The organism is Aeromonas sp. HMWF017 (assembly GCF_003061465.1).
Classification (GTDB): domain Bacteria; phylum Pseudomonadota; class Gammaproteobacteria; order Enterobacterales; family Aeromonadaceae; genus Aeromonas; species Aeromonas veronii.
Genome location: NZ_QAJD01000013.1, coordinates 1 through 7,160, shown reverse-complemented (window position 1 = coordinate 7,160; position 7,160 = coordinate 1). Strand labels below are relative to the sequence as shown.

Annotated in this window: 5 protein-coding genes and 1 pseudogene; 4 read left to right on the top strand and 2 right to left on the bottom strand. The window is 47.4% G+C overall.

Translation table 11 applies throughout. From position 1 onward, the window contains the following. Nucleotides 1-36 precede the first annotated feature (36 nt). The 4 genes from DBR30_RS01365 (at nt 37) to istB (ending at nt 5,756) form a co-directional block, all read left to right on the top strand. Nucleotides 37-1,659 (top strand): MCR-3-related phosphoethanolamine--lipid A transferase, encoded by a 1,623-nt coding sequence (locus DBR30_RS01365; protein WP_108541361.1) that lies wholly within the window; start codon nt 37-39, stop codon nt 1,657-1,659. Nucleotides 1,660-1,723: 64 nt separating this feature from the next. Next, nucleotides 1,724-3,349, top strand: coding sequence for an MCR-3-related phosphoethanolamine--lipid A transferase (locus tag DBR30_RS01360; protein ID WP_108541360.1), 1,626 nt, complete (start codon nt 1,724-1,726; stop codon nt 3,347-3,349). A 149-nt stretch (nt 3,350-3,498) separates the two neighbouring features. Beyond that, entirely contained in the window at nt 3,499-4,998 is a 1,500-nt protein-coding gene (istA, locus tag DBR30_RS01355; protein ID WP_108541359.1) for an IS21 family transposase, read from the top strand. Next, nucleotides 4,995-5,756: an IS21-like element helper ATPase IstB gene (istB, locus tag DBR30_RS01350; protein WP_108541358.1), complete on the top strand. Its 762-nt coding sequence runs from the start codon at nt 4,995-4,997 to the stop codon at nt 5,754-5,756. The genes istA and istB overlap by 4 nt, the downstream gene beginning before the upstream one ends. A gap of 111 nt (nt 5,757-5,867) precedes the next feature. On the opposite strand, the pseudogene DBR30_RS21485 reads toward istB, so the two are convergent. Then, a pseudogene (locus DBR30_RS21485) lies at nt 5,868-6,004 on the bottom strand (IS5/IS1182 family transposase); the annotation flags it as partial. 386 nt (nt 6,005-6,390) lie between these two features. Further along, nucleotides 6,391-7,160: IS110 family transposase (locus DBR30_RS01345; protein ID WP_108588153.1), on the bottom strand; the 770-nt coding region annotated here is incomplete at its 5' end.

The window sequence follows — 7,160 nt, the reverse complement described above, 5'->3', positions numbered from 1 at the left end:
AGATATTTATATTTTGAGGCTGTTGATGGAGCTGCTATGCCTTTCATAATAAAAATTAAAATTGTGCCACTTGTTTTTTTATTGGCATTATATTTTGCATTCATGCTGAACTGGCGCGGAGTTCTCCATTTTTATGATATTCTTTACAAACTAGAGGGCTTTAAGCTTGGGTTTGCGATCTCCCTTCCAATTTTGTTGGTTGCAGCACTGAATTTTGTGTTTATCCCATTTTCAATTCGATATTTAGTAAAACCATTTTTTGCTCTTCTTCTCGTATTGAGTGCTATCGTCAGCTACACCATGATGAAGTATCGTGTCTTGTTTGATCAAAACATGATTCAGAACATTTTTGAAACGAACCAAAGCGAAGCATATGCCTACTTTAATTTACCAATATTAGGCTGGGTTACGATAGCAGGAATAGTTCCAGCAGCGTTATTGTTTCTTGTTAGGATTGAGTACGAGACAGCATGGTACAAAGGAGTCATTCTACGCATATTATCCATGGCAGCATCTTTATTTATTATTGGTATTATTGCGGCATTATATTATCAGGATTATGTTTCAGTAGGGCGAAATAATCCGAATCTCCAACGTGAAATTGTCCCTGCCAACTTTATCAACAGTTCTACTAAATACATTTATAATCGTTATTTTGCAGAACCAATTCCTTTTGCCACTTTGGGTGATGATGCTGTACGGGCTATGGATAAAGATAAACCCACCCTAATGTTCCTGGTTGTGGGTGAGACTGCTCGTGGTAAAAATTTCTCAATGAACGGTTATGAGAAGGATACAAACCCTTTTACCAGTAAAACTGGTGGGGTCATCTCATTTAAAGATGTTCGCTCGTGTGGAACGGCTACAGCAGTATCTGTGCCCTGCATGTTCTCCAATATGAGGAGAAAGGAGTTTGATGATAATCGAGCTCGCAATAGTGAGGGCCTGCTCGATGTGTTGCAGAAGACGGGGATCTCTATCTTTTGGAAGGAGAACGATGGCGGTTGCAAAGGAGTCTGTGATCGAGTTCCTAACATTGAAATTAAGCCGAAGGATTATCCGACATTCTGTGATAAGAACACATGTTATGACGAGGTTGTACTGCAAAATCTAGATGATGAGATCGCACGGATGAAAGGGGACAAGCTTGTTGGCTTCCACCTGATAGGTAGCCATGGCCCAACCTACTACAAGCGCTACCCTGAAGCTCATCGCCAGTTCTTGCCTGATTGCCCACGTAGCGATATTGAAAACTGTACAGATGAAGAGCTTACAAACACCTATGACAACACCATTCGCTACACCGACTTCGTGATTGCAGAGATGATTGCCAAGTTGAAGACTTACGAAGATAAGTACAACACCGCGTTGATCTATGTATCCGATCACGGTGAATCACTAGGAGCATTGGGGCTTTACCTGCACGGTACACCTTATAAATTTGCACCAGATGATCAGACCCGCGTGCCTATGCAGGTTTGGATGTCACCCGATTTTACCAAAGAGAAAGGGATTGATATGACATGTTTGCTGAAAAATTCGGCGATTTACCGATACTCACATGACAATCTTTTTCCATCTATGTTGGGACTTTGGGATATTAGAACTAAGGTTTACGACCAGACATTAGATATATTTAAACAATGTCGATATAACTGAATTATTCGTCCATACTTTTTAATAAAAATTCGCGTAGAATTGAAGGGTTTATCAGGGAGAAATTATGTTTTCGGTAGTAAAGATAAGAGTTGTTTCATTTGTCTTATTATTGGCCTTGGTCTTTTCGTTTTTACTTAATTGGCCAGTTTTGCTCCATTTTTATGACATCCTGTCCAATCTTGAACACTTCAAGGTCGGCTTCGTCATTTCAATTCCTTTTTTACTCGTTGCGGCTCTTAACTTCGTCTTCATGCCTTTTTCGATCCGCTATCTGATGAAGCCCTTCTTCGCCTTCCTCTTTGTTACGGGTTCTATTGCCAGCTATACCATGATGAAATATCGGGTGATATTTGATGGTGACATGATCCAGAACATATTTGAAACCAATCAAAGTGAAGCATATGCTTACATTAATCTACCAATCATTATGTGGGTTTTGTTCACAGGTGTGCTTCCTGCCATATTAATTTTCTTTGTGAAGATTGAGTATGCATCTACTTGGTATAAAGGTATTGCTCAGAGAGCACTATCTATGCTGGCCTCGTTAGCAATAGTTGGGGTTATTGCTGCCTTGTACTACCAGGATTACGCATCTATTGGTCGTAACAATCAGACTCTAAATCGTGAAATTGTTCCCGCTAACTTCATGTATAGCACCAGTAAATATCTTTATAGACGCTATATGGCTGAGCCCGTCCCCTTTGCTACTTTGGGCGATGACGCTACACGAGTAGCGAAAGAAGACAAACCCACTCTGATGTTTTTGGTTGTTGGTGAAACTGCTCGTGGTAAAAATTTCTCCATGAATGGCTACGAGAAAGAAACTAACGCTTTTACCAGCAAGATTGAGGATGTCATTTCTTTTAACGATGTTCGTTCATGTGGTACTGCTACAGCAGTATCAGTGCCCTGCATGTTCTCCAATATGGAGAGAAAGGAGTTTGATGATAATCGAGCTCGCAACAGTGAGGGCCTGCTCGATGTGTTGCAGAAAACGGGGATCTCCATCTTTTGGAAGGAGAACGATGGCGGCTGCAAAGGAGTCTGTGATCGAGTCCAAAACATCGAAATCAAGCCGAAGGATCATCCTAAATTCTGTGATAAGAACACATGCTATGACGAGGTTGTTCTCCAAGACCTTGATAATGAAATTGCGCAGATGAAAGGAGATAAACTGGTGGGCTTCCACCTTATTGGCAGTCATGGCCCAACCTACTACAAGCGCTACCCTGATTCTCATCGCCAGTTCTTGCCTGATTGCCCACGTAGCGATATCGAAAACTGTACTGATGAAGAGCTTACAAACACCTATGACAACACCATTCGCTACACCGATTTCGTGATTGCAGAGATGATTGCCAAGTTGAAAACCTACGAAGATAAATACAACACCGCGTTGATCTACGTCTCCGACCACGGTGAATCTCTCGGAGCATTGGGGCTTTACCTGCACGGTACACCGTATAAGTTTGCACCGGATGACCAGACCCGAGTGCCTATGCAGGTCTGGATGTCACCAGGATTTACCAAAGAGAAAGGAATAGATATGACGTGTTTGCAGCAGAAAGCTGCTGATACCCGTTACTCACACGATAATATTTTTTCATCGGTGCTGGGTATCTGGGATGTCAAGACCTCAGTCTATGAAAAGGGGTTAGATATTTTCAGTCAATGCCGTATTACACAATAAAATTTGGGGGGCTCAGGCCCCCAATCATATGTCAAATAGTTAGTTTCATTACTATTGTATTAGGCGACAATTACACCGTCCGCTTCGCGACAATTACTCTGGCCTGTTTGTAATCTAAGCGTCCTGTTTCTTCTTTCCAGGGAGACCTTGTGACGCTGAACATTAGGCAGGTCAGTTTTTATATGGCTCAACGTAAGAAAGGTCTTAGTCAGCATGCGGCGTCAACTACCGCTGGGATCTCCGTCCGGTCTGGGCGGCGTATCGAGAAAGGACAATGGCAGCAGTCGAGCGAGCGACACTGGCGTACACGTCAGGACCCGCTGGGGCTGGTCTGGGAACACGAGATCCTCCCCCTGCTCGCATCTCGTCCACGACTTTCACCGACAACCGTTCTTGAGTACTTACAAGATAAATACCCAGGCCAGTACCCTGATACCGTGCGGCGGACGCTCCAACGACGCATCCGCACTTGGAAAGCTTGTCATGGCGAAGAGCTGGAAATTATGTTCCGCCAGGAGCACAAACCAGGGTTACGAGCGCTGTCTGACTTTACCCAGCTGAAGGACACGGTGATCACTCTCAATGGTCGCCCGCTGGAACATAAACTTTTCCATTTCAGGCTTGAATGGAGCCGCTGGAGCTGGGTGCGCATCATTACTGGTGGAGAGAGCTTTACCGCTCTGGCTGAGGGGCTCCAGGAAGCTCTTGGTCAGCTGGGCGGTGTACCGCAAGAGCACCGTACAGATAGCTTGGCAGCCGCATGGAAGAACCTGAGTGAAGATGACCATCGTGATCAGACCGAGCGCTATGCCCAACTTTGCGAACATTACGGCATGACGCCGTCACGCAACAACCCAGGGCGGGGCCATGAAAATGGCTCGGTTGAATCAGCCCACGGCCATCTTAAACAACGTATCCGGCAAGCCCTGCTGCTTCGTGGCAGTAATGACTTCCAGTCGCTGGAAGAGTACCGACGATTTGTAACCCAACAGGTTTTGCGTCATAACCAACGCAATCAGGATCTGGTCCAGCAAGAGTTGGCGTTTCTGACACCACTGCCCCGGAATCGCTGTGCTGACTACGAAGAATTCTCCGTTCGGGTAAGCAGCAGTAGCACTATCAATGTGAAATTCGTTGTGTATAGCGTTCCCTCTCGACTGATTGGGCAGATGCTGAAAGTTCGCCTCTGGGATGATCGCCTGAGCTGCTACGTGGGTAGCGATGAGGTGATGAGTAGCCATAGGGTCAGGGCGGCAAAGGGGAAGCGTCGTGCCCGTTGCATCAACTTCCGTCACGTCATAGGTAGTCTGGTGAAAAAGCCGGGAGCCTTCTACCACGCAGCGCTTCGCAATGACATCCTGCCTAATGATGAATGGCGCCAGCTGTGGCAGCGAATGTGTTCACGTTTGACGCCTCAACTAGCCAGCAGGCTTATGGTGAACGCCCTCAAGCTGGCAGCAGAGCAGGAGGACATATCTCTGATCGCAAAGAGAGTGAGCGAGCTATTACTGGAGCCTGGAGAACCGGATCTGCAAAAGCTACTGAAGTGGCTTGGCGTGAAAGAAAAACACCCCTTGCCGGATGGGAAAGTAGTCCAGCATAGCCTGCAAAGCTATGACCTCCTTCTCCAGAGGGGAGGCTTACAATGACCGATATTCATACCCTTGAAAAACTGCTGAGAAAGCTGCGTCTAACGCGTGTGGCGTCAGAATGGCACAGTCAGGAAAAACGAGCCTTAGCCGAAGGTTGGACCCCCTCGCGTTATCTGCTGTCGCTTTGTAGCGAAGAAGCAGCACACCGGGAAACTGAACGGCTGCGGCGATATATAAAAGAGGCGCGTCTGCCGACGGGTGAAACACTGGCCGAATATGACTTCGGCCAGGTTCCGGAGCTGAACGCAATGCAGGTGCGCCAGCTATGTGCAACGACGGACTGGGTGGACAGCGGTGAAAACGTCCTGCTGTTCGGGGCCAGCGGTCTTGGCAAGAGCCACCTTGCCGCAGCGATCGTTGACGGCGTTGTATGTCAGGGACATCGAGCCCGGTTTTACAGTGCCGGTGAATTGCTACAGGAACTCAGTAAGGCCAGATCATTGCTGAGACTTAATGAGGTGCTTCTGAAGCTAGATCGCTACCGGGTGATAGTGATAGACGACCTTGGCTATGTCAAACGTGACAATGCTGAGACGGGGGTGCTGTTCGAGTTGATCGCGCATCGATATGAAAGAGGTAGCTTGATTATTACGAGTAACCATCCGTTTAGTGAATGGGGCAGCATCTTCGTGGATGAGACGATGGCGGTGGCCGCAGCCGACAGGCTGATCCACCATGGATACATTTTCGAGGTAACGGGAGAGAGCTACAGGAAGAAGACGTCAAAAACGGTAACCCAACAGTCATTTAAGTAATTATCCCTTGGCGGCCAGAGTAGTTGACGCGTGTCGGCCAAAGTAATTGACGCCTAATACCTATTGCTCATTCATCAACTCGAATAGTGTATCGATTAGCCCCTGAGTTTATCTCTGAGTGAGGCTGGAAATCCCCATGAGCATCAGGATGGTGTAGATGCTCTGGTCATCGTAGAGCTGGCGTGGCCCTCTCTGACCGTGATAGTGATGGAACCTGCAACCCCGAAGGTAAGTGAACCTCGATTAATCTGGTTAGGGTCAGTTGGTGATGAGGTAAAGCGACATGCCCAAGATGCAGCGTTGAAAGGGATGTTAGTGATCAGGCCCCCCCAGTGAGTTCCATTCAGGCTGCATCGATTTGGGCATAGATGGTCGCCCCCGTTTGCCAAGCGAAATATGTTGTGGTGGCTTTACTCAGGTCATCGATTGCAGCCATAGATCCGGACTGTACTGAGGTAATAAAACGCCTCTGTCCCTGATGGAATCCGCTGATGGAGGCCTCAATCAACAACGCGCTCTTTCAAGAGCCTTGCCTAAACCGGGTTTTCCCCATCACGGTCTGACCTGTTTTGCCATCACTTCATGCTTGCCTGGGCAATCGGTGGTGTTATCCCTCTCTTGCTGACCCCGAATATTAAGCGTTCATCACTGGCGCGCAGTATTCCTGGTCTTTGGCCAATAAGGCCCACACTATCCGTGCATTCTTATTAGCCAATGCTACCGAGGCAATGTTGTTATTCCGGCGCTCCAATAGCCTACTGGCCCAACCCGATACGGTATCCTGTTTACGTTTGACAGACTGTAAGACTGCCCTGGCGCCATGGATAAGCAAGGTCCTCAAATAGGTATCTCCGCGTTTGCTTATCCCAAGCAGCACTTGTTTGCCTCCACTGGAATGTTGGCGTGGCACTAAACCAAGCCAGGCCGCAAGTTGTCTGCCATTCTCGAAATTGTTGGCGTTGCCGATGGTCGCAATTAACGCACTGGCGGTGATGGGGCCGATACCCGGGATCTTACCAATACGCTGGCATAGCGCGTTTTGCTGATGGCACTGCTCTATCTGTTTATCGAGCGTCGACACGACATCAAACAAATACTCAATATGTTTCTGTAGCAAACTCAGTTGAACACGAAACAGGCTGGGTAACTGGTTCTCTGCGTCCTCCAGGATCTCAGGTAACCGTCGTAGTAGTTGGTGGATCCCGATAGGCATGACAATGCCAAATTCAGCTAATAATCCCCTGATTTGATTAGCTTGTGCAGTCCGCTGCTTGATGAATCCCTGGCGGCTCCGATGAAGTGCCAGAACGGCTTGCTGTTCAGGACTTTTGATAGGCACAAACCGCATATTGGGTCGAGTGACGGCTTCGCAGATAGCTTCTGCATCAGCAGCATCATGCTTGT

Coding starts and splice junctions, on each gene's coding strand:
- DBR30_RS01365 (WP_108541361.1), top strand. CDS start 37: ATGCCTTTCATAATAAAAATTAAAATTGTGCCACTTGTTTTTTTATTG.
- istB (WP_108541358.1), top strand. CDS start 4,995: ATGACCGATATTCATACCCTTGAAAAACTGCTGAGAAAGCTGCGTCTA.
- DBR30_RS01360 (WP_108541360.1), top strand. CDS start 1,724: ATGTTTTCGGTAGTAAAGATAAGAGTTGTTTCATTTGTCTTATTATTG.